This window comes from Xylophilus sp. PBN-3R (genome assembly GCF_057747805.1).
In genome coordinates, this window is sequence record NZ_CM173225.1 from 4,157,665 (window position 1) to 4,178,926 (window position 21,262).

Here is a 21,262-nt window from a genome sequence, read left to right on the forward strand (position 1 = left end):
TCCGCTACGTGGCCGAAGTGGTCCATCACATGGCGGGCTGGCAGCCGGCGCGTGGTTCGCTGGCCGCGGCGGACCGGCTCGAATCCGACGGCGATGCCGCGTCTTTCCGGGTCCGCATCGACAACGCACTGTTCTATGCGGCCCATCGTCTGCCGCGCGCGCAGGCCTGGCGCCTGGCGATCCTCTACGGTGCCGAGAGTACTCACTCCACCTCACTGGTTTGAGAATACGTCGCATGTCGTACGTGACAGCGGCATGGACGCGCGCTAGAATTTTTGCCGCCGGGCCCTGCGCCGAGCCCGGCCCACCTCTTCCACGACCGATTTCCAAAACCTGGAGACTTCCGCGTTGTTGCACCACCTCATAGCCGCCATCCAGGAACGTAAGGCCGTCGCCTTCGTCTACCTCGGTGCACGGCGCACCGTCGAACCGCATGCCGTGGGCATCGGGCACGACGGCCGTGAGTGGTTCAGTGCCTTCCAGATCGAAGGCAAGAGTTTCATCCCCGGCCACGAATGGGTCTACTGCAGCCTGCGGGCCATCGAAGACCTCGAGGTGACGGCCGACACCTTCGGCGAAAGCCGCCCGGGCTACTGCCGCGGCGACTCGCGTTTCATCCGTTTCTTCGCCGAACTCTGACCGGCGGCCTGGCTGGCAGGCCCTGCGCGGCGCGGGCCAGCGCATCGGCCTCGGTGTTGCGGTGGCGCGGCACCCAGATCAGGCGCACACGCTCGAAGCCGGCGATCAGGCTCCGCACTTCATCCACCAGTCCCGCAAGACGCACGATGGGCGGCTGGGGCCTCGCACCGTCCAGCTGGGTCACCACGATGCTGTTGTCGCTGTGCAGCAGCGCCTCGCGCCCGCCCAGCGCATGCACTTCCGTCAGTGCCGCCATCAAGGCCCGCAACTCGGCTTCGTTGTTGCAGCCGACCTCGGTGGTGGCCCGTGAAAGCGTGGTGCGCCGGCCGTCGGGCGCCACGATGACGGCGCCGTAGGCCATGCGCCCGGGGTTGGGCACGGCGCTGCCGTCGCAGTGGACGGTCCAGGGGATCGGATCGGAGAGGGGCGTTTCGGACATGCCCAAAACTAGCATGCCGCCCGCGTCAGTCGTTTCTGCCTTCCATCTGCCGGCGCAGTTCGTTCTTCATCACCTTGCCGGTAGCGTTCTTGGGGATTCGTTCGACGAACACATAACGCTTGGGACGCTTGAAGCGTGCGATGGTTTCCAGGCATGTGGCGTCCAGTTCGGCCGTCGCCAGCACGGCGCCGTCGCGGGTGACGACAAAAGCGGTCACCGCCTCGCCCCAGTCGGCATCGGACATGCCCACCGCCGCCACTTCCTCGACCAGCGGATGGCGCAACAGGGCTTCCTCCACCTCGCGCGGATAGATGTTGGAACCGCCGCTGATGATCACGTCCTTGGAGCGGTCGCGCAGGTGCAGCAGGCCGCGGGCGTCGACCAGGCCGATGTCGCCGGTACGCAGCGCACCGTCGACCAGGGTGGCGGCACTGGCCTGCGGCTGGCGCCAGTAGCCGCGCATCACCGTCGGGCCGCGCACCATGATCTCGCCGGCGGTGCCGGTTGGAGCCGGGCCGCCCTGCGCGTCGGTGATGTCGATGTCGATGTTGCTCATGGCGTAGCCGACCGAGCCCAGCAGGGCGTCGTCGCCCTCGGCCACCGCCCGGCCGATGGCTTCGGCCGACACCGCGCTGATGGTCATGGGCGTTTCGCCCTGGCCGTACATCTGCGCGATGCGCGGACCCAGCAACGTGACGGCCGCCTTGAGGTCTTCCACATAGAAAGGCGCGCCGCCCGCCACGATGCAGCGCAGGCCCGGCGCAACCATTGCGCCGCGGTCGCTTGGGTTTGCGGCCGCATGGCGCACCAGGCGGTTGATCATGGTCGGCGCGGCGAACAGGCTGGCCTTGCGGTAATGGCCGAGCAGGCCGAAAACCTCCGCTCCGTCGAACCCGCCGCTGGCCGGCACCACTTGCAGCCCGCCCCGCATCCAGCAGGGAATGCCGTAAAGGCCGCCGCCGTGGGACATCGGTGCCACATGCAGCATCACATCGTGTTCATCCAGCGCCAGAAGATCGGCCTGGAAGGCGAGCGACATCGCGACCAGGTTGGCGTGGTTCAGCATCACACCCTTGGGCCGGCCGGTGGTGCCGCTGGTGTAGAACAGCCAGGCCAGCTCTTCGTCGGCGGCGACCGGTGCATCACGGCCTTCGTCCCATTCGCGCAGATCGGTGCGTTCGGCCGCCGAACGCCAGGCGGCACCTTCCACATCGACCAGCGCCACGCCCGGCAGGCTGGCGGTGGCCGGCACCAGCGACCGCCAGGCGTCTCCGAAAGACAGGCACAGCACGGCGCCCGAATCACCCAGCACATGGGCGATTTCGCCAGCATGCAGCTTGCCGTGCACCGGCACCGCACACAGGCGCGCATGCCACAGCGCCAGCATGGCTTCTGCATAGGCGGTGCTGTTGGGCATGGCCAGCACCACCCGCTCGCCCGGCTGCAGGCCCAGGTCGCGCCGCAGCCAGTGCGCCAGGGCGCGCACCCGCCGGTCGAGTCGGGCATAGGTAGTGGCTGGCCCGGCGCCCTGCGCCAGCGCAGGGCGGTCCGGAAACTGGCGCACGGTGCGCTGGAAAAGACGGCTCAGGTGCACGGCGGGAAGGTCCTCGGCTGACTGGAGGGCAGGTTAAAGTGCGGCGCGACCCCACAAGCTAATGCCCGTCGGCGCCAAACCGACTCCCCAAATACCCGATACCCGATGTCCCCTGTCCGTGTCGGCACCGACCTGGTTGAAATCGCCACCGTGGCGGACTCGCTGGCTGCCTTCGGCCAAGCCTATCTCGACCGGCTGTTCACGGTGGACGAAATCGCCTGGTGCCGGGCCGGCGGAGACGAAATGGTGCAAAGGCTGGCCGCCCGGTTCGCCGCCAAGGAGGCCTGCATCAAGGTGCTGCGCCCACCGGACGGCGGCATCGACTGGCGTTGGATCGAGGTGCGCAAGATGCCCGGCGGATGGTGTGAATTGCGGCTCCACGAGGGCGCCGGGCAACTGGCCCGGGACCAGGGCCTGGCCGACTGGTCGGTCAGCCTGAGCCATGAGCGGCTCTACGCCATTGCCGTCGTCGCCGCAACGGTCGTCCCCTGATCGGGGGCGGAAAACGGATGCGGGCGTCACGCCGCTGGACTAGACTCCGACCAGTAAGCAAAAGTTATCAAGTTGCTGCTTGTAAGACAGGGAACTCAAATTGAGCAATATCGACGACATCCGCCAGGTCCTGAAGGATCACGGCCGCCTCTCGCGCGACGTATCCGAGCTGGACGAAAGCACCGACCTCTACCAGGCGGGCCTGACCTCGCACGCGAGCGTCAACGTGATGCTGGCGCTGGAAGGCAAGTTCGACATTGAATTTCCCGACCGCATGCTCAAGCGCGGAGTGTTCGGCAGCATTGCCAGCATTCTCGAAGCTGTCGAAGAACTGACCACAGCCTGAGTTTGGCGCGGCCACGGCCGCTCGGGGGACCTTCTGCATGAACAACGAAGCCAATATCCGGCTGGCCCACCGCATCGGCAGCGAAATCGCGTCGGTTCATGCGGCGGACGTCGACCGAAACGCCCGTTTTCCGGCGGAGTCCATCGCTGCCCTGAAGGCCGAGAAACTCATGTCGGCCCTGGTGCCGCAGGAGCTGGGCGGCATGGGCATGGAGATGGTCGAGCTGACCGGCATCTGCACTGCGCTGGGCCAGTACTGCGCGGCCACCGCGATGGTGTTCGCCATGCACCAGATCCAGGTCGCCTGCCTGGTGCGGCACGGGCTGGATTCGGAATTCTTCCGCGGCTACTGCCGTGAACTGGTCGAGCGGCAGATGCTGATCGGTTCCATCACGTCGGAAGTCGGCATCGGGGGCGACACCCGTTCCAGCATCTGCGCGGTCGAGGTCGACGGCAGCCGTTTCGTGCTGAACAAGGACGCCACCACGGTGAGCTACGGCGCCTATGCGGACGACCTGCTGGTGACCTGCCGCCGCGATCCCGGCGCCGCCCGCAGCGACCAGGTGATGGTGCTGGTGCGCGGCGACCAGTACACGCTGGAGCAGACATCGCAGTGGGACACGCTGGGCATGCGGGGCACCTGCAGCCCGGGTTTCAAGTTCCGTTCGCAGGGCGACGCGGCGCAGATCCTGCCGGGCGACTATGCCGACTCGTCCAGCCAGACGATGGTGCCGTACTCGCACATCCTGTGGTCCGGCCTGTGGCTGGGCATCGCCACCGACGCCATGAACCGCGCCGCCGCCTTCGTGCGTGCCGCCGCGCGGCGCGATCCGGGCACCGTGCCGCCGACCGCCCTGCGGCTGGCCGAGCTGTCGAACACGCTGCAACTGATGCGCTCCAACGTGCACGACGTGGCCCGTGACTGCGAAGAACTGCAACGCTCCGCGGAAGGCAACGAAGCGCTGCTGACCATCGGCTTCGCCCTCAAGATGAACAACCTGAAGATCTCGTGTTCCACGCTGATGGTTCAGGTGGTGCACGAGGCCCTCCTGATCTGCGGAATCATGGGCTACAAGAACGACAGCAAGTTCAGCCTGGGCCGCCATCTGCGCGACGCCCACTCGGCCCAGCTGATGGTGGGCAACGACCGCATCTATGCCCGCAGCGCCTCGATGCTGCTGGTCTACAAGGATTCCTGAAACCCGCGACGCCGACCGGAGACAAGCCGACGCCATGCAATACGACTCCAAATCGCTTTACGACGGGCTGGTAGCCCACGGATTGATCGTGCCTTCGGGCGAACCCGGCGTGTTCGGCCGCAACGCGGTTTTCGAAGACCTGCTGGAACGATTCAACGGCCTGGTCAGCAAGATCGCCGCCGGCGACGGCGCCGAGAAGTTCACCTTCCCGCCGACCCTGGCACGCGGCGTGTTCGAGAAAAGCGGCTACATGAAGTCGTTCCCGCAGCTGGCCATGGGCGTGGTGTGTTTCTGCGGCAGTGCGGCCGACCATCCCAAGCTGGTCCAGCGCATCGCCGACGGTGAAAGCTACGACGACCTCATGTCGCGTACCGGCGTGGTGCTGATCCCCGCGGCCTGTTATCCGGTCTACCCCAGCTTTACCGGCACGCTGCCCGAAGGCGGCCGGCTGGTGGACATGACGCACTGGGTCTTCCGCCACGAACCGTCGGACGAACCCACCCGCATGCAGGCTTTCCGGGTGCGTGAATTCGTGCGTGTCGGCTCGCCCGAGGCGGTGCTCGAGTGGCGGGACATGTGGCTGCAGCGCGGCCTCGACCTGCTGCGTTCGCTCGGCCTGCCGGCCGAAGAAGAAGTGGCTTCCGACCCGTTCTTCGGCCGCGTCGGCAAGATCCTGGCCAACGCCCAGAAGGAACAGAAACTCAAGTTCGAAGTGGTGGTGCCGGTCATCTCCACCGAAAAACCCACCGCCGTCTGTTCGTTCAACTACCACCAGGACTATTTTTCGAAGACCTTCGAGATCTACCAGGCCGACGGTGAACTGGCGCAGACCGCATGCCTGGGTTTCGGCCTGGAACGGGTCTGCATGGCGCTGTTCAAGCACCACGGTTTCGAACCGGCGACCTGGCCGCAGGCCGTGCGCGCGCAGCTCTGGCCATGACCATGGTGCTGCCCGGAGCATCCACCCCGCAGGCAGCCGATCAGGCCGGCGGCGGCCCGTTGCCGCCGTCGCCCGCGCTGTCGGTGCTGCCCTTGTCGGCAGCCGGCTACACGGTGCATGCACTGCACCGGCAAGACCAGGCCTGGCTGCAGAAGAACTGTTATGTGGACGTGTGGATCGAGGCGCTGCATGCGCTCGGCCTGCAGCCCGAGGCCATGCTGGGTTTCACCGTGGCGCTCAGCTTCGAGGGCGACCAGTGGACCTTCTTCAAGCCGCCCCACCGTGACCTGTGCGACCTGTACGGCATCGAGGTCGAAGAGCTGAACCTGTGGCGCGGCAACCTGGTCGACCACGCGCAGCATCATCTCTCGGAAGGCAAGCTGGTGATCGCCGAGGCGGACGCCTTCTGGATGCCCGACACCGCCGGCACCGACTACCACCAGCAGCACACCAAAAGCACCATCGTCATCAACGCGCTGGATGTGGCGCAGCGCAAGCTCGGCTACTTCCACAACCACGGCTATTTCGAGCTGTCGGGCGACGACTTCACCCATCTGCTGCGCCACGGCTACGAGGCCGATGCCGGTTACATGCCCTTCTTCGCCGAATTCGTGCGGCTGGACCGACTGCGCCGGCCGCCTCAAAAGGAACTGGTCGCCACCTCGACCCGCCTGCTGCGTTCGCACCTGGCGCGTCTGCGGACCGCGAACCCCATCCGCCGGTTCGCCGAGCAGTTCCCCAAGGACGTGGCCTGGCTGCAGTCCGAAGGTCTGCCGCTGTACCACCGCTACGCGTTTGCCACGCTGCGCCAGCTGGGCGCCAACTTCGAACTGACGGCCAGCTATCTCGGCTGGCTGTCCTCGCACGGAGAGGCCGGCCTGGAAGACGCACAGGCGGCCTTCCAGGATATCGCCGGCGGTACCAAGGCCTTGCTGCTGAAGACCGCCCGAGCCGTCAATACCAGGCGCCCGGTTCAGTTCCAGGAACTGCTGGACGACATGGGCCGCGCCTGGGACACCGGCACGGACATCCTGCGATGCCGCTACTGCTGAGGACATCGGTTTGACCGGAGCGTCGCCGGAAAGCGAAACGCCGACCTTCCCGACGGCCTGGGAAATGTGCTGCCTGCCCGCGGGCACGGCCGTCGACCCGCAAGCCCTGGAGGCCGCGGCCCCGCGCTGGTGGCCGGCGACCGTTCCCGGCACCGCCATGGCGGCGCTGTTCGATGCCGGCCAGGCCGACTTCGACCACCTGCCGGCGCTCGACACCCAGGATTCGTGGTGGCGCTGCAGCTTCCAAGCAACGGCTGCCGGCACCGGCACGGCATCGCTGCTGTTCGAAGGACTGGCCACGCTGGCGCACTGCTGGCTGGACGGACGGCTGGTGCTGCAGTCCGACAACATGTTCCTGGCCCATGCGGTGGCGCTACCGGCTGCGCCCGAGGGCCGCCGGCACGAACTGCTGATCCGTTTCGCATCGGTGCAGCAGGCGCTGGCCGCACGCCGGCCGCGGCCGCGCTGGCGCACCCGGCTGGTCGAACAGCAGCAATTGCGCTGGATCCGCGCCAGCCTGCTGGGCCGCATCCCCGGCTGGAGCCCGGCCGCGCCGGCCATCGGCCCGTGGAAACCGGTGCGCCTGCTGGCTCACCGCCCGGTCGAATGGACCTTGACGGACACCTTCGTGGCGCTGGACGGCGACACCGGCTCGGTACGTTTCGACGGCCGGCTGCGGCTCGACTCCGGCGCCATGCCCGCCGCCGCGCGCCTGCGGGTCGCCAGCCATGAAACCGCCCTCGCCCTGCAGCGCCTGGACGACCACACCTGGCAGGCCACGGGCACGCTGAGCCTGCCCGGCATCGAGCCCTGGTGGCCGCACACCCACGGCCGGCCTGCGCTGCACGACATCGGCCTGATCGCCGAAGTCGGCGACACCGCCCATCACCATGCGCTGGGCCGCACCGGTTTTCGCAACATCCGGCTGGATAGCGACGGCGACGACTTCGCCCTGCAGGTCAACGGCGTGCCGGTGTTCTGCCGCGGCGCCTGCTGGACCACCACCGACATCCTTCGGCTGGCCGGCGATGCCGCCACCACCCGCGCCACGCTGGAACTGGCGCGCGACGCCGGCATGAACCTGCTGCGCCTGGGCGGCACCATGTTCTACGAGGCCGACCACTTCTACGCGCTGTGCGACGAACTCGGCATCCTGCTGTGGCACGACTGGATGTTCGCCAACATGGACTATCCGGCCGACGACGACGGCTTCGTGGCCAGTGTCGAGGCCGAGGCCCGGCAGTTCCTGCAGCGCACCCGGCGGTCGCCCAGCCTCGGCCTGTTGTGCGGCAACAGCGAAGTCGAACAGCAGGCGGCCATGCTGGGGCTCGAGCAGCCGCTGTGGCGCAACCGCCTGTTCGGCGAGGTGCTGCCGGCCATCGGCCGGGCGCTGCGGCCGGATGTGCCGTACTGGCCGTCGAGCCCGGCCGGCGGTGTGCTGCCGTTCCAGGTCGATTCGGGTGCATCGCATTACTTCGGCGTCGGCGCCTACCTGCAGCCCCTGGCCGACGCCCGACGCAGCGGCGTGCGTTTCACCTCCGAATGCCTGGCTTTCGCCAATGTGCCGGAACCCGAGTCGCTCGACCGATTCCTGGCCGAGGGACAGTCGCCCTTCCACCATCCGCGCTGGAAGTCCCGGGTGCCGCGGGACAGCAGTGCCGGCTGGGATTTCGACGACGTGCGCGACCATTACCTGGCGCAGCTCTTCGGTGTCGATCCGATGCGGCTGCGTTATGCCGACATGGAGCGTTACCTGATGCTCAGCCGCATCGTCACCGGCGAGGTGATGGGCAAGGCGCTGGGTGAGTGGCGGCGCAACGGATCGTCGTGCGCCGGCGCCGTCGTCTGGTTCCTGCGCGACCTTTGGCCGGGTGCCGGCTGGGGTGTGATCGATGCTTACGGCGTGCCCAAGGCGGCGTGGTTCTACCTGCGCCGGGCGATGGCGCCACGGGCGCTGTTCATCACCGACGAAGGTGTCAACGGACTGGCGCTGCATGCGGTCAACGACGGCCCGGTTCCGTTGGTTGCCGAGCTCGAGATCACCCTCTACCGCCACGGAGAAAAGCCGGTCGCCCAGGGCAGACGCGAGGTCAGCGTGCCGGCCCGCGACAGCCTTCAGGTACGCGCCGACGCATTGTTCGGCCACTTCACCGACAGCAGCTACACCTATCGTTTCGGCCCGGCCGGCCACGACGTGGCGTTTGCGGTGCTGCGCGACGCCGACAGCGGCGCGGTACTGGCTTCGGACTTCTTTTTCCCGCTCGGACACGGTTTCGCGGTGCAGCCCGCGCTCGGCCTTTCGGCCAGCGTGGAAACGGTCGCGCCCGACCGGTACCGCCTCACCGTGCGCTGCCCGCGTTTTGCCCAGGCAGTCGCCGTCGACGCCCCGGGTTTCAGCGTCGACCACAACTACTTTCATCTCCCACCCGGCGGCGAGCAGGCGGTCATGCTGACGGCCCGCAAGCCGGGCACCCGGCTGCGTGCCCAGCTGCAGGCGGCCAATGGAACCGAACGTGTGACGCCGCAGACGCTGGAGACAACTGCATGAGTTTCAAGATTCCGCCGGCACTGGAAGCGAGGCCGGTCAATTTCGACCACGAAGGCCGCAAGCTGGCCGGCTGGTACCACCCGGCCTGCAGTCCCGAAGGCATCAACCGCGACTGCCTGGTGGTGATGTCAAACCCGCTGGGCTACGACGCCATCTGCATCCACCGCCACTACCGCCAGCTGGCCCTGCGCCTGGCGCTCGAGGGTTTCGCGGTGCTGCGCTACGACCACCACGGCACCGGGGATTCGTCCGGCACCGACGAACACCCGGAACGCGTCCAGAACTGGCTGCGCGGCATCGGCGAGGCGGTGGACTTCGGCCGCAAGCTGAGCGGTGTCGGCCATGTCAGCCTGTTCGGCGTGCGGATGGGCGGCACCCTGGCGCTGGCTGCAGCGGCCACCGAATCCGGCGCTGCCGGTGTCGGCAGCATCGTCGCCTGGGCGCCGTTCAGCTCGGGCAACCTGTACCTGCGGGAGGCACGTGCGCTGCGCATGCTGCGCAAAAGCGGCCAGAACGAGAAAGGCGCCGCCAGCGCCGAAGCCCTGGTCGGCGCACCCGAGAACGCCATCGGCGAAGAATCCGGCGGCTACCTGATGACCCACGAGTCCATCGCCGCCATGGGCTCGCTGGACCTCACCGCGATGGTTACCGCCGAACGGCTGGGCGGCCGGTCGGTGCTGCTGATGTCGCGCGACGACATTCCCTACAACCCCAGGCTCGAAAAACACCTGCGCAAAGTCGGCTGCGAAGTCACCACCACCGATGTGCCGGGCTACGCCGGCATGATGCGCGACACTTTCGACGCGGTGGTGCCCGAAGCCGCACTGGCCGAGATCGGCGAATGGCTGAAGGCCCGCCATGCGCCGTCGGACGTGGTAGCCGCGCCGGTGGTGCCGGTGGTGCCGGAGCCCGAGAGTTTCCTGGTCGACGCCGACGGCGGCCGCACCACGGTGCGCGAGACGCCGGTGCGTTTCGGCCCGCACCGCAACCTGTTCGGCATCCTCACCACGCCGGTCGATCCACAGCCGCAGCGCGCCCATTCGGCGGTGATCTTCATCAACACCGGTTCGAACCACCACATCGGCCCCAACCGCATGTACGTGACCCATGCACGGCTGCTGGCGTCCCAGGGTTTCATGGCGATGCGGCTGGACATCGGCGGCATGGGCGAAAGCCCGGCCTCGCCCGGCCAGCGCGACAACCAGCTGTTCGGCAAGCACTCGGTAGCCGAAGTGCATGCCGCCATCGCCTGGCTGAAGACGCTGGGTGTGTCGAAGGTGATGCTGGCCGGTGTCTGCTCCGGCGCCTACCTGTCGTTCCGCAGTGCGCTGGCTGAACCGGCGGTGCACGGCATGGTGCTGATCAACCCGCCGAGCTTCAACTGGCGCGAAGGCGATCCGCTGGACGTGCGGCCGCGCAAGAACATCCGGTCGCTGCGTTTCTACCGCAGCCGCCTGCTTGACCGCGCAACCTGGAAACGCGTGGTGCGCGGCGACGTCAACCTGGGCTGGATCGCGCGTGGCGTCGGCAAGGTGGTGAAGGAACGCCTGGCCCGCAGGCTCAAGTCCGCGGTGCTGAAGGCCCCCGAATTGCCGCTGGCCGCGATGCAGGATTCAACCGACATCCAGAGCCTGTTCCACGGCCTGCTGAAACGCGGCGTGCGGGTGTTCATGCTCTACAGCGACAACGACAGCGGGCTGGACGAGGTGGAAACCCACCTGGGCGCCAATGCCGTCAACATGCGCCGGCAGAAGCACTTCCGGTTCGAGGTGATGGCGGGGGCGGACCACACGCTGACGCCCCTATGGGCGCAGCAGAAGCTGGGCGAGTTGCTGGTGGAGCATGTTGCGCAGCTTTAAATGGGGGTTGGTTTTGTCGCCGGGATCCTGTGGCGCGGCTTCGCTCCGTTTTCTTCTTCGCCGCGCCGCCTCTCGTCCAATGAGACTTAGCGATCGCATTTATTCTTCGCAAATGCTCGAGGTTTGGCCATCGGCGCACCAAGGGGAGCGGAGCGGAGATAACCGCCCGCCGAACCAAATGACTCCAGGCTATTCGGCCACCCGCAAGGCATCGGAATTGCGCGGATCCCTCAAAGCCCGCCGCGCGTAATAGGCAAACGCGATGCTGTTGCGCTTCGGCCTCAGCACCCAGTCATGCGCCTCACGTGCCAGCCGAGGGTCGATCGGCTGGATCTGTCCGGCCGCCATGGCCAAAAGCTGCTGCTTGGCCGCACGTTCGAAGGCGATGCCCAGCACGCAGGCTTCCTCGACGCTGCTCGCCGCGATCAGCAAACCGTGGTGGGCCAGCAGCAGCGCACGTTTGTTGCCCAGCGCGGCGGAAATCAGTTCGCCTTCCTCGTTGCCGACCGGCACACCCGGCCACTTCGGGACGAAGGCGACGTCGTCGTACAGCACGCAGTTGTCCATGTGCGAAACCTCCAGCGGCACCTCCAGCATGCTCAGCGCCGAGCTGTGCAATGCGTGCGTGTGCACGATGCAGTTGACGTCGGGCCGGGCGCGGTACACCCACGAATGGAAACGGTTGGCCGGGTTGGCCATGCCGCCACCCTCGAGCACGTTCAGGTGTTCGTCGACCAGCAGCAGGTTGTCTTCTGAAATCTCGTCGAAACCCAGGCCGAGACGCTGGGTGTGGAAGGTGCCCGGCGTCTCCGCGCGAGCGGTGATCTGGCCCGCCAGACCGGAGTCGTGGCCGTTGTCGAACAGGATGCGGCAGGTCAGCGCCACCTTCTGTCGGGCGCTGTATCCGCTGTCCGCCAGGTGCTGGTCCATCTGGCCGTAGGACTGCTGGATCAGGGTGTCCTTGTCGAATGAGAAGGTGTCTTGTGCGTTCATGGTTCGTCTTCTTTGGATGAAGAAAGGAAAGCCTGTTTTGTCAGGCGGTCGCGGTGGTGATTTCCACCGTCGACAGATTCAGTTCGGGCCGTCCCGGAAACAGCGGCTGGTAACCCGGCAACGCCTCGATGCGCGCCAGCCATGAGCCGATGTGTGGGTAGAAAGCCAGGTCGATTCCACCCAGCGGTGCCAGCCGGGTGTACGGATAAAGCGCCACATCGGCGATGCTGGGCAATGCGGAGCTTGCCACCCAGCCGGCGGGCCCCTGGCGGGCGAGCCGGGCCTCGAGGATATCCAGGGCCTGGCGGGCCTCGACCGCGAAATGCAGCATCGCCTTGTCGTCGGCCGGGCGGTCGCGCAGCAGGCTCAGGTGCAGCCGCAGCTGCGCCAGCGGTTTCATGTGCCGCTCCTGTTCGAACGACAGCCACGACAGCACCTGCGCCTGCGCAACGGGTGTCAACGGCCACCACAGGCTGTCGTGCGCCAGGTAATAGAGGATGGCGAAGGACTCGGCCAGGGTACTGCCGTCGTCCAGTTGCAGCAGCGGCACCTGGCCCATCGGCGCCCGAAGTTTCCAGTCCGCCGAACGCAGGTCACCCTTGTCTATCGACAGCGTGCGGCGTTCCAGCGGCAAGCCCAGCAGCCCGGCCATCAGCCGCACCTTCCAGGCGTTGCCGGACCGTTGGGTGTCGTAGAGCAGCATCGCGATTCAGTCCAGTTTGGTGCCGGCGGCCTGGGTCACTTTCGACCACTTGTCGGTCTCGCTGCGCACGTGTTTTTCGTAGGCTGCCACACCGGTCGGCATGGGTTCGATGCCCAGCTCGGCCAGCCGCGCCACCACCTCGGGCTTGGCCAGCACACGGGTCAGCGCGGTGTTCAGCACCTCGACGGCGGCAGGCGGCGTGCCGTGTGGCGCCACCAGTGCATTCCATGAACCGATGACAAAACCGGGCACGCCCTGTTCGGCGCTGGTGCGCAGGTTGGGCACGGCGGCATTGCGGCGCGGGTCGGCGATCGCCACCGCCTTCAGTCGGCCGGCCTTGATCTGCGGCTGGATCACCGGAATCGCGTCGATCACGATCTGCACCTGGTTGGCCAACGCCGCGTTGACGGCCTCGGCGCCGCTCTTGAACGGAATGTGCACGATGAACGTCCTGGTGCTCAGCTTGAACAGCTCGATGCCCAGGTGCGGCGAACTGCCGTTGCCGGCCGAACCGAAATTGAGCTGGCCCGGATGGGTGCGTGCATAGGTCACTAGGCCCTGCAGGTCGTTCACGCCGGGGATGTCGGCGATGGCCATCATGTAAGGCGAATTGCTGACCAGCGAGACCGGCGTGAAGGCCGCAGGGTCGTATGCCAGCTTGCTGTAGATCATCTTGTTGACCACCTGCGTGCCGACCGTCGCCAGCAACAGCGTGTAGCCGTCTGGCGCTGCCTGAGCCACCGCCTGCGCGGCGATGCTGCCGCCGGCACCGGCCCGGTTGTCGACGATCACCGACTGCCTGAGCTCCTCGCCCAGTTGCAGGCCGATGTAGCGGCCCACCACGTCGGTGATGCCGCCGGCGCCGAAGGGAATCACCAGCCTTATCGGCTTGGCCGGGTATGCGGCCTGTGCCTGGGCGGGCACGGCGGCGACACCAAGGGCGGCGGCGCAGAGCATCGGCGCGAGCAACACCGCTCGGGAGCGGATTCGGGAAAAAATCGACATGACAATACTCCTCAGGGCATCGGCAGGGCAGCGGCTTTTCGAGGGACGCAGACCGATGACCAAAGTTTAATATCGGACACTTGTGTCCTGCAAGAAGCAAATGTCGATCAAGTTGAAATTGCTGCGGGTGCAATCCGGCATGACGCTGGAAACCCTGGCGCAGGCGGCAGACCTGACCCGCAGTTATGTGTCGAAGGTCGAGCGTGGTCTGTCCACGCCCTCCATCGGCGCGGCCCTGAAACTGGCGAAGGCCCTGAAGGTGCCGGTGGAAGAACTGTTCGGCGAACCGTCGGACACCGATCCGATCACCATCACCCGCGCCGCCGACGGTGCGAGCAAGAATCCGGCCCAGGGCGCACCGCGGGTGGTGGCCGGCACCGCGCCGGGTCACCGCATGCTGGCTTTCGTGCTGGAACCCGGCAAGGAACGGGGCCGGGATCACCCCATGAGCCACCACGAGGGAGAAGAAATCCTCTATGTGCTGAAGGGCGCCATCAGCCTGCAACTGGCCAACCGCACCGAATCGTTGTCGGCCGGCGACTGCGCGCACTTCAATTCCACCGTGCCGCACAAGATCACCACCCAGGGCGATTTGCAGGCCGAGGTGCTGCTGGTGATCGCCTCCTAGCGTTCCTTTCCACCCAGGCTCGAGCCGCCGGGCCGATGGTTGCGCAGGCACCAGACCACCGACAGCAGCAGCAGCGGCCCCAGCCGGTCGGACGTGCGCAACGGCAGGCCGCGCTGGCTGCGGCTGAAGACATACAGGCTCATGGCGGCCACCGGCGTCATCAGCAACGCCCGATGCAGCATGGCTTCGTCCACCGCCAGGGGAATGCGCACCGGGCCGTCACTGCCGGCCCCGGCGGCGGTCCTGGCCGCCACCACGGCAAAACCCGTCAGTGCCGAAAGGCCCATCGCCTGCGCCACGCCGGCCAGCGTGCCGCCCGGATATCTGGTGTGGCGGCCGAACATGTGCAGCAGGTTCACGCCCAGGAACACCGCCGATGGAATGACATCGTCCAGCACGCCTCCGCGATCGGCCGCAGCCGGCACGCCGGTCAGCCGCCGGGTGCCGATGCCCAGTGGCACGGTGGCCGCCGCCGCCAGGAACCACGACAGCGACTGCACCCAGGGGTTGCCGGGAAACGTGCCGGCAAGCGCCGACCGCAGGCCGAAGCTCGCCATGAAATCGAGCGCACCGGCCGCGCCCGAACGCAGGAAGGCCGACAGGTCGATGCCGTCCGGTCCCTGGTGTTCACGCAGCGCCTGCTGCACGGCGGGGTCGGCATCCAGATGGTCGAAAAGATCCTGCACCCTGCTTGACATGTCCGCACCGCGGACTGGCGCGAAAGCCGTTGCATCAGCGACCTGTGGAGAGGATGGCTGCGGCAGGCAAGCCGCGTCCGGCGGCGTTACCTGGCGGTGAAAACTGTCTGCGGTGCGGGTGTAGAAGGAATGCAGGTGCCCGGTGAAGGACGGGGATGGAATCACGGTGGCCTCCAGAGTCTGGAAAAGCCGGGAATGTTGCGCAGCCGCCTTTCAGGCTCCGGCGAACGAGACGCAGACAACACCGGCAGGCCGAATGACCCCAGCCATAATCGACGCCGAATTTTCCATTCCTCAAAGAGAAACCACCATGAAAATCAGCGCACGCAACGTTCTGCCAGGCACCATCGTTTCCATCGTCCGTGGCCCGGTCACCACCGAAGTGACTCTCGAGATCGCCGCCGGCGTGCAGATCGTTTCCACCATCACCAGCAACTCTGCCGAATCCCTGGGCCTGGTCGAAGGCGGCAAGGCCTACGGTGTCGTCAAGGCATCCAGCGTGATGGTCGCGACCGACTGATTTTCAGCCCGCCAGCAGTCGCCGCAACAGGGCTTTCTTCGGCGACTGCGATGCGTCCGCCGGCAGCAGGTCGCGTATCGCCAGGGCACGGCTTTCGCCGGCATGCATGTCGATCTCCCGCACTACCTGGCCGGCTTCGTAGACGAAGGCGACGTCGGCCAGTTCGATCACGTCTTCCATGTCGTGGGTGATCATCAGCGCCGGTATGCTCCAGCGCTTTCGCACTTCCGCCAGCTCCTGCCGCAGGCTGCCGCGCAGCATCGGATTGAGGGCAGCGAAGGGTTCGTCGAGCAGCAGCACCTGCGGTTCGCAGGCCAGCGCCCGCGCCAGCGCCACCCGCTGGCGCTGGCCGCCCGACAGGTTCTTTGGCCGGCTGGCAGCCATGCCGGCGAGGCCGAAACTGCCCAGCAGTTCATTCACCCGCGCCCGGTCCGGCGGCGACAGCCTCGGCCGCAGCGCCGACGTCAGCCCGAAGGCCACGTTGTCGAACACCGAGAGGTGCGGGAAGAGCGCGTAGTCCTGGAACAGAAAACCCACCCGGCGCGACGGCGGCGGCAGGTCGATGCCGGCGGTCGAGTCATAGAGGGTTCGACCGTCCAGCCGCACATGGCCGGCGGAGGGTTTCAACAGACCGGCAATTGCCTGCAGCGTCAGCGACTTGCCGGCACCCGACGGGCCGTACAGCGCCGCGAACGGGGCATCCGTCGCGAACCGCACCGCCAGGTCGAAGCGCCGGCGTCCGTCGGAGACCGTCAGCCGCAGGTCGACGTCGATCACGGCTTGCCGAAACCGTAGCGCTTGAACACCGCCTGCGCATCGTCGCCGGCCAGGAAGGTGGTGAAGTCCTTGGCCAGGGCCTTCTGTTTGCTGTCTGCGATGACCGCCACCGGGTAGCTGACCGGTGTGTGGCCGGTCGGCGTGGCGACGACCTTGACCTTGTCGCCGGCGATGGTGGCATCGGTGCTGTAGACGAATCCGGCATCGACCTCGCCGCGGCCCACGTAGTCGAGCACCTGGCGCACGCTGTCGGCCTGCACGAACTTCGGCTCCAGCGGCTCCCACAGCCTGGCGCCGTCGAGCACCTGCTTGGTATAGGCACCGACCGGCACGGTGGCGACCTTGCCGATGGCGATCTTTTTCACCGAGGCACTTGCCAGGTCCTGCAGCGACTTGACACCGACACCGCCTTGCGCCGGCTCGATCAGCACCAGACTGTTGGTGACGAAGTTGCGGCGGGTGTCGGCGTCGATCAGCTTCTGGTCGTTGGCGCGGTTCATGGTGGCCTGGTCGGCGCTGGCGAACACGTCCACCGGCGCGCCCTGCGCGATCTGCTGCAGCAGCGCGCCCGAGGCGGCGAAGTTGAAGCGCAGGGTGCTGCCGGGCCTGGCGGCCTCGAACCTGGGGCCGAGTTCCTTGAAGGCGTCGGTCAGGCTGGCGGCTGCCGACACGGTCAGCTGCTGGGCCGAAACGGCGAGCGGAAGGACGAAGGTGGCGGCCAGGGCGGCGACGGAAGCGAGAAGGCGGAACTTGCGCATGGATGGGATCCTGGAATACGGGGTTGAGAGGTTTAACGAAGGGAAAAGAAACGGTTGGACACCACGAGCACCAGCACCGAGATGACCGATGTGACCAGCACCAGCAACAGCGCGCGATCGTCGTGGCCGGCCTGCACTTCGTCGTAGATGGCCATCGACAGGGTCTGGGTCTGGCCGGGAATGGATCCGGCCACCATGAGCGAAGCGCCGAACTCGCCCATCGCGCGCGCGAAGGCCAGCAGCGTTCCGGCCAATATGCCGGGCCAGGCCAGCGGCAGCGTGACCCGCCAGAAGACCGACCAGGGCGATTGCCGCAGCGTGCTGGCGGCGGCCTCCAGCGAACGGTCCACACCGGCAAACGCGGCGCTGGCGGACTTCAGGACCAGCGGCAATGCGACCACTGCCGATGCCACCACAGCGCCGTGCCAGCTGAAGATGATGGTGTAGTCGAAATGCTGTCGCAGCCAGGCGCCGAGCGGGCTGCGGCGGCCGGCCATCACGAGGATGCCGTAGCCGATCACCGTGGGCGGCAGTACCAGCGGCAACATGCAGATGGCCTCGGCCACGCCGCTGCCAGGGAAGGACCGGCGGGCGAACAGCCAGCCCAGCGCCACGCCGACCGCAAGCGCGGCCAAGGTCGCCACGCTGGCCACTTGCAGGGACAGCCACAGGGGATGCCAGTCGGTGGTCTTGGAAATCTGGAGAAGGGAATTCGTCATGTTTTACGGGATATGACGAATTCTTGCACAGGCCCGCAGCAAACAAAAAGGCCGCCGCCCTCTCCGAAAAGAAGGACGGCGGCCCCTGGCGGCCGAAGCCGGGCGATCAGGCGACGGTCAGCGTCACTTCGATGTTGCCGCGGGTGGCATTCGAGTACGGGCAGACCTGGTGGGCCTTTTCGACCAGCGATTCGGCCAGTGCGCGTTCCACGCCGGGCAGCTTGATGGTGAGTGCGGCCTGGATGCCGAAGCCTTGCGGAATCGGGCCGATACCGACGCTGGCGTCGATGGAGGCGTCAGCGGGGATCTTCACCTTCTCGATGCCCGCGACGTGCTTCAGCGCGCCCAGGAAACAGGCAGAGTAGCCGGCGGCGAACAGCTGTTCGGGGTTGGTCGCGCCGCCTGCGCCGCCGAGTTCCTTCGGGGGAGCCAGCTTGACGTCCAGCAGGCCGTCGTCGCTGCGCGAAGAGCCGTCGCGGCCGCCGGTGGAGGTGGCGTGGGCGGTGTAGAGAACCTTGTCGAGCTTGATGGTCATGGTGTTTCCTTCGTTGGTTGGAGGGCGGGTGAAAAAAAGTTGGAAGTCAGCCAGCGAGGCGACCCCGCAATGCATTGAGCTGCGCGGTGAGTTGGGCCAGTGCGGGCACGCTGCAGCCGGTGGCTTCGAGCACGCACGGGGGAATGGTTTCAGCCTGCGACCGCAGCGCACGGCCGGCTTCGGTCAGGCTGACCAGCACGCGGCGTTCGTCTTCGCTGTCGCGTTCGCGGCTGACGAGGCCAGCGGCCTGCAGGCGCTTCAGCAACGGGGTCAGCGTGCCGGAGTCCAGGAAAAGGCGTTCGCCGATGGCCGACACCGCAATGCGATCGTTTTCCCAAAGGATGAGCATGACCAGATATTGCGGATAGGTAAGGCCCAGCGCAGCCAGCAGCGGCTGGTAGACCTTGGTCATGGCCAGCGACGCGGAATACAAGGCGAAACACACCTGGTGGTCCAGGTGAAGAAGATTCGCGGGGATCTTGCGGGAAGGCATGGCCAAATATTATCGAACAATTAAATTGTGCGCAATACATTTTTCGAAAGGCTTATCTACACTGCAGTTTTTTCCATCGCGCACCGACATGTCTTCAGCCGTTTACGTCACCCGCAACACCGATGCCAGCCGCTACGAGGCCTGTGTGGACGAAGCCGTCGCCGGCACCTGCGAATATGTTCTCGAAGGACCGGTCATCACCTTCACCCACACCGTAGTCGACCCGGCCTTCGAAGGTCAGGGCATCGGTTCAGCCCTCGCCAGACGGGTGCTGGACGATGCGCGCGAAGACGGCCTGAAGGTGGTGGCTCAGTGCCGCTTCATCGCCGTCTATATCCAACGGCATAGCGAATATGCCGACCTGCTCGGGTAGCCGCGGACGGCTCCGGCAGGCCTTGTCTTGGTGCAAGGCCTACAAATCATTCGGGTCCTGACTCACACGCCGCGGACCGGCTGGCGCGGCATGCTTCTGCGACCACAACAAGGACTCCCGGAGCCAAAATGACATCCATCGCATCCACTCCCGACCTGCCCGGAGCAGGGGTCGCCTACGCGGCACCGGCATCGGCCACGGCAACCTCCCTGTCCGCCAGTGCCGTGTCATGGGGCGCCATCTTCGCGGGCGCGGCGGGGGCCGCGGCGCTGTCGCTGATCCTGCTGTTGCTGGGCACCGGGCTCGGCCTGTCATCGGCTTCGGCCTTCTCTTCGCAAGGTGCCAGCGCCGCCAGCCTGGGCATGGCAGGCATCGCGTGGATCACATTCACCCAACTCGCCGCATCGGGCATGGGCGGCTATCTAGCGGGCCGCCTGCGCAGCCGCTGGACTGCCGTGCATACCGACGAGGTGTACTTCCGTGACACTGCCCATGGTTTCCTGGCCTGGGCTGTCGCCACATTGGTGACCGCCGCCTTCCTGGCCACCAGCGTCAGCGCGATCATCGGCACCGGCGCGCAGGCTGCCGGCGCTGCGGTCGGCGGTGTGGCCAGCGCAGGCGCCACGGCAGCCGCATCGGCACGCCCCGCCAGCGGCCCCGCTGCACCGACCGGCGCTGATGCCACTGGCTATTTCGTGGATTCGCTGTTCCGCCCGGACATGAATGCCGCCGCTCCCCTGGCGCAGGCTCCGAGCGATCCAGCGACGGCGGCCGCCGCTACGGCCTCCGCACCTGCGGGCCCGTCGACGGGAGTGGTCCAGACCAACGCCGCCACCGGCGCCGAAGTCAGCCGCATCATGGCCAGCGCCCTGCGCAGCGGCACCCTGCCACAGGACGACACCCGTTATGTCGCCCGCCTGGTGTCGCAACGCACCGGCCTGTCGCAGGCCGACGCCGAGAAGCGTGTGACCGATGTGTTCGGCAAGGCCCAGGCCAAGTTGCGCGACGCCGAAGCCGCTGCCCGCGACGCTGCCGACAAGGCCCGCAAGGCCTCTGCCCACGCTGCCCTGTGGCTGTTCATCTCGCTGCTGATCGGTGCGTTCGTCGCCAGTTTTGCAGCCACCTTCGGCGGTCGCCAGCGCGACCTCTGAACCCCGCAATCAACCAAACAAAACGGAGGCACTCATGCGTTCCCTTCTTCTGCTTTTCCTCGGCGTCCCGATTCCGATCATCATTTTGATCGCCCTGTTCGTGCACTGATTTCGTTCCGTCATCCATTCATCCACAACCACAACTCACAAACGATATGGCCACCAAGAAAATCATCCCCCTGGGCAAGAACAATCCTGCCACCAACAAGAACTCGGCTCGCAGCACCGCCACCAAGACGCGTGAAGTGAAGCCCAACCTGAACCAGTTCGAACACGAGACGCAGCGCTACGGCGAAATCGTGAAGATGCCCAACGGCCTCTCCGAAGAGACCTGCAAGGAAAGCGTCTCGATGCTCAACCAGGTATTGGCCGACACCATCACCTTGCGCGACATGTACAAGAAACATCACTGGCAGGTGGTCGGCCCGACCTTCAACCAGTTGCACCTGATGTACGACCAGCATTTCATCGCGCAGGTCGAACTGGTCGACACCATCGCCGAACGCATCCAGCTGCTGGGCGGGATTGCCATCGCCATGGCCGCCGACGTCGCCGAGACCACCAAGATCGAGCGCCCGCCGCGTGGCCGTGAGCCGGCCGCCGTTCAGATCAAGCGCCTGGCCGAAGCCCACGAGGCGATCTGCATCTATGCCCGCGACGCTGCGGAGAAGGCCAACGACCTGGGCGATTCCGGCACCAACGACGTTCTGGTGAGCGACGTTTTGCGGACCAACGAACTGCAGGTTTGGTTCCTGACGGAACACCTGGTCGCCGCATCGCCTGTCGTTTCCTGATCGGCCGA

25 protein-coding genes are annotated in these 21,262 nt (G+C 66.6%); 14 read left to right on the forward strand and 11 right to left on the reverse strand.

Annotation, left to right across the window (positions count from 1 at the left end):
- The first annotated feature begins 17 nt into the window (after positions 1 to 17).
- Positions 18 to 224 carry an acyl-CoA dehydrogenase C-terminal domain-containing protein gene (locus AC3ANW_RS19790; protein ID WP_488342546.1) on the forward strand — a complete coding sequence of 69 codons (207 nt, stop codon included), beginning with the start codon at positions 18 to 20 and terminating at the stop codon, positions 222 to 224.
- 124 nt (positions 225 to 348) lie between these two features.
- The gene (locus tag AC3ANW_RS19795; protein ID WP_488342547.1) at positions 349 to 639 is read left to right on the forward strand and encodes a hypothetical protein; all 291 of its coding nucleotides are present in this window, start codon (positions 349 to 351) and stop codon (positions 637 to 639) included.
- Here AC3ANW_RS19795 and AC3ANW_RS19800 read toward each other — a convergent pair.
- Together AC3ANW_RS19800 and AC3ANW_RS19805 are read right to left on the reverse strand one after the other, a co-directional pair.
- A complete protein-coding gene (locus tag AC3ANW_RS19800) occupies positions 614 to 1,078 on the reverse strand; it encodes a ribonuclease HI family protein (protein ID WP_488342548.1) in 465 nt (154 codons plus the stop codon). The two genes, AC3ANW_RS19795 and AC3ANW_RS19800, sit on opposite strands and share 26 nt — an antisense overlap.
- Positions 1,079 to 1,103: 25 nt before the next feature.
- A complete protein-coding gene (locus AC3ANW_RS19805) occupies positions 1,104 to 2,672 on the reverse strand; it encodes an AMP-binding protein (RefSeq protein ID WP_488342549.1) in 1,569 nt (522 codons plus the stop codon).
- Positions 2,673 to 2,777: 105 nt separating this feature from the next.
- Here AC3ANW_RS19805 and AC3ANW_RS19810 point away from each other — a divergent pair, with 105 nt between their 5' ends.
- The 7 genes from AC3ANW_RS19810 to AC3ANW_RS19840 all read left to right on the forward strand — a co-directional run bounded on the left by AC3ANW_RS19810 (position 2,778) and on the right by AC3ANW_RS19840 (position 11,107).
- A complete protein-coding gene (locus AC3ANW_RS19810; protein ID WP_488342550.1) occupies positions 2,778 to 3,164 on the forward strand; it encodes a holo-ACP synthase in 387 nt (128 codons plus the stop codon).
- A 100-nt stretch (positions 3,165 to 3,264) separates the two neighbouring features.
- A complete protein-coding gene (locus AC3ANW_RS19815; protein WP_488342551.1) occupies positions 3,265 to 3,510 on the forward strand; it encodes an acyl carrier protein in 246 nt (81 codons plus the stop codon).
- Between the two features lie 37 nt (positions 3,511 to 3,547).
- On the forward strand, positions 3,548 to 4,708 hold the full coding sequence (locus tag AC3ANW_RS19820; protein WP_488342552.1) for an acyl-CoA dehydrogenase family protein: 1,161 nt from the start codon (positions 3,548 to 3,550) through the stop codon (positions 4,706 to 4,708).
- Between the two features lie 34 nt (positions 4,709 to 4,742).
- On the forward strand, positions 4,743 to 5,648 hold the full coding sequence (locus tag AC3ANW_RS19825; RefSeq protein WP_488342553.1) for an amino acid--[acyl-carrier-protein] ligase: 906 nt from the start codon (positions 4,743 to 4,745) through the stop codon (positions 5,646 to 5,648).
- The gene (locus AC3ANW_RS19830) at positions 5,645 to 6,700 is read left to right on the forward strand and encodes a DUF1839 family protein (protein WP_488342554.1); all 1,056 of its coding nucleotides are present in this window, start codon (positions 5,645 to 5,647) and stop codon (positions 6,698 to 6,700) included. Before AC3ANW_RS19825 ends, AC3ANW_RS19830 begins: the two co-directional genes overlap by 4 nt.
- A 10-nt stretch (positions 6,701 to 6,710) precedes the next feature.
- Positions 6,711 to 9,248, forward strand: coding sequence for a glycoside hydrolase family 2 protein (locus AC3ANW_RS19835; RefSeq protein WP_488342555.1), 2,538 nt, complete (start codon positions 6,711 to 6,713; stop codon positions 9,246 to 9,248).
- Positions 9,245 to 11,107, forward strand: a complete 1,863-nt coding sequence (locus AC3ANW_RS19840) for an alpha/beta fold hydrolase (protein WP_488342556.1) — start codon at positions 9,245 to 9,247, stop codon at positions 11,105 to 11,107. Before AC3ANW_RS19835 ends, AC3ANW_RS19840 begins: the two co-directional genes overlap by 4 nt.
- Before the next feature lie 189 nt (positions 11,108 to 11,296).
- On the opposite strand, the gene AC3ANW_RS19845 is transcribed toward AC3ANW_RS19840, so the two are convergent.
- The 3 genes from AC3ANW_RS19845 to AC3ANW_RS19855 are packed head-to-tail and all read right to left on the reverse strand — an operon-like array spanning position 11,297 to position 13,808.
- Entirely contained in the window at positions 11,297 to 12,100 is an 804-nt protein-coding gene (locus AC3ANW_RS19845; protein WP_488342557.1) for an aldolase, read from the reverse strand.
- Positions 12,101 to 12,140: 40 nt separating this feature from the next.
- On the reverse strand, positions 12,141 to 12,803 hold the full coding sequence (locus tag AC3ANW_RS19850; RefSeq protein ID WP_488342558.1) for a glutathione S-transferase family protein: 663 nt from the start codon (positions 12,801 to 12,803) through the stop codon (positions 12,141 to 12,143).
- Between the two features lie 6 nt (positions 12,804 to 12,809).
- Positions 12,810 to 13,808 (reverse strand): Bug family tripartite tricarboxylate transporter substrate binding protein, encoded by a 999-nt coding sequence (locus AC3ANW_RS19855; RefSeq protein WP_488342559.1) that lies wholly within the window; start codon positions 13,806 to 13,808, stop codon positions 12,810 to 12,812.
- Positions 13,809 to 13,908: 100 nt separating this feature from the next.
- On the opposite strand from AC3ANW_RS19855, the gene AC3ANW_RS19860 reads away from it, so the two are divergent.
- The gene (locus AC3ANW_RS19860) at positions 13,909 to 14,436 is read left to right on the forward strand and encodes a helix-turn-helix domain-containing protein (protein WP_488342560.1); all 528 of its coding nucleotides are present in this window, start codon (positions 13,909 to 13,911) and stop codon (positions 14,434 to 14,436) included.
- Here AC3ANW_RS19860 and AC3ANW_RS19865 read toward each other — a convergent pair.
- Positions 14,433 to 15,299 (reverse strand): hypothetical protein, encoded by an 867-nt coding sequence (locus tag AC3ANW_RS19865; RefSeq protein ID WP_488342561.1) that lies wholly within the window; start codon positions 15,297 to 15,299, stop codon positions 14,433 to 14,435. The two genes, AC3ANW_RS19860 and AC3ANW_RS19865, sit on opposite strands and share 4 nt — an antisense overlap.
- A 145-nt stretch (positions 15,300 to 15,444) precedes the next feature.
- On the opposite strand from AC3ANW_RS19865, the gene AC3ANW_RS19870 reads away from it, so the two are divergent.
- Positions 15,445 to 15,654, forward strand: coding sequence for a TOBE domain-containing protein (locus tag AC3ANW_RS19870; RefSeq protein ID WP_488342562.1), 210 nt, complete (start codon positions 15,445 to 15,447; stop codon positions 15,652 to 15,654).
- Between the two features lie 3 nt (positions 15,655 to 15,657).
- Here AC3ANW_RS19870 and AC3ANW_RS19875 read toward each other — a convergent pair whose 3' ends face one another.
- From AC3ANW_RS19875 to AC3ANW_RS19895, 5 genes are all read right to left on the reverse strand, one after another.
- A complete protein-coding gene (locus AC3ANW_RS19875; protein WP_488342563.1) occupies positions 15,658 to 16,431 on the reverse strand; it encodes a sulfate/molybdate ABC transporter ATP-binding protein in 774 nt (257 codons plus the stop codon).
- Positions 16,428 to 17,189: a molybdate ABC transporter substrate-binding protein gene (gene modA, locus AC3ANW_RS19880; protein WP_488342564.1), complete on the reverse strand. Its 762-nt coding sequence runs from the start codon at positions 17,187 to 17,189 to the stop codon at positions 16,428 to 16,430. Before modA ends, AC3ANW_RS19875 begins: the two co-directional genes overlap by 4 nt.
- A 32-nt stretch (positions 17,190 to 17,221) precedes the next feature.
- Positions 17,222 to 17,908: a molybdate ABC transporter permease subunit gene (gene modB, locus AC3ANW_RS19885; RefSeq protein ID WP_488342565.1), complete on the reverse strand. Its 687-nt coding sequence runs from the start codon at positions 17,906 to 17,908 to the stop codon at positions 17,222 to 17,224.
- 106 nt (positions 17,909 to 18,014) lie between these two features.
- Complete coding sequence (locus AC3ANW_RS19890) at positions 18,015 to 18,437, reverse strand: organic hydroperoxide resistance protein (protein WP_488345467.1); 423 nt, start codon at positions 18,435 to 18,437, stop codon at positions 18,015 to 18,017.
- Positions 18,438 to 18,489: 52 nt separating this feature from the next.
- Positions 18,490 to 18,936, reverse strand: a complete 447-nt coding sequence (locus tag AC3ANW_RS19895; RefSeq protein ID WP_488342566.1) for a MarR family winged helix-turn-helix transcriptional regulator — start codon at positions 18,934 to 18,936, stop codon at positions 18,490 to 18,492.
- A gap of 88 nt (positions 18,937 to 19,024) precedes the next feature.
- On the opposite strand from AC3ANW_RS19895, the gene AC3ANW_RS19900 reads away from it, so the two are divergent.
- The 3 genes from AC3ANW_RS19900 (at position 19,025) to AC3ANW_RS19910 (ending at position 21,254) form a co-directional block, all read left to right on the forward strand.
- Entirely contained in the window at positions 19,025 to 19,309 is a 285-nt protein-coding gene (locus tag AC3ANW_RS19900; RefSeq protein ID WP_488342567.1) for a GNAT family N-acetyltransferase, read from the forward strand.
- A 128-nt stretch (positions 19,310 to 19,437) separates the two neighbouring features.
- A complete protein-coding gene (locus AC3ANW_RS19905; RefSeq protein WP_488342568.1) occupies positions 19,438 to 20,460 on the forward strand; it encodes a hypothetical protein in 1,023 nt (340 codons plus the stop codon).
- A gap of 155 nt (positions 20,461 to 20,615) precedes the next feature.
- Positions 20,616 to 21,254: a Dps family protein gene (locus AC3ANW_RS19910; protein WP_488342569.1), complete on the forward strand. Its 639-nt coding sequence runs from the start codon at positions 20,616 to 20,618 to the stop codon at positions 21,252 to 21,254.
- Positions 21,255 to 21,262 lie beyond the last annotated feature (8 nt).